The following is a 324-nucleotide window of genomic DNA, read 5'->3' on the forward strand; positions in this document are numbered from 1 at the left end:
CGCTATTCCCTATTTTTTTTCATATTTCTCCCATTAAACCCCGCTATCTTCCCATTTTTTGTCAATTTCCCTTAAAATCAACAAAAAACAAACAATACCCCTCCCTTAAAAACCATACTCTTCATTTAAAATCACCATTCTTTTAAGATTAAACGCCAATGATTCCATAAACATTGCAAACTGATTTTTAGCAACACCCCTATACCTTGTTCGATGATTAGTTTGAGAGAATACTCGCTCATACGGACTACGCATTTTTGTGATAAAACTGTCTCTACCCTTATTTTTATTTTTCATATTGTTTTTCAAGATAGCCTTTAGATT

General features: G+C 32.4%; 1 protein-coding gene. It reads right to left on the minus strand.

The features are described 5' to 3' along the window. Positions 1 to 105 precede the first annotated feature (105 nt). A partial coding sequence (locus BHECKSOX2_RS10710) for a transposase (protein ID WP_218973234.1) occupies positions 106 to 324 on the minus strand: 219 nt, incomplete at its 5' end.

It is taken from the genome of thiotrophic endosymbiont of Bathymodiolus puteoserpentis (Logatchev), assembly GCF_900127505.1.
Classification (GTDB): domain Bacteria; phylum Pseudomonadota; class Gammaproteobacteria; order PS1; family Pseudothioglobaceae; genus Thiodubiliella.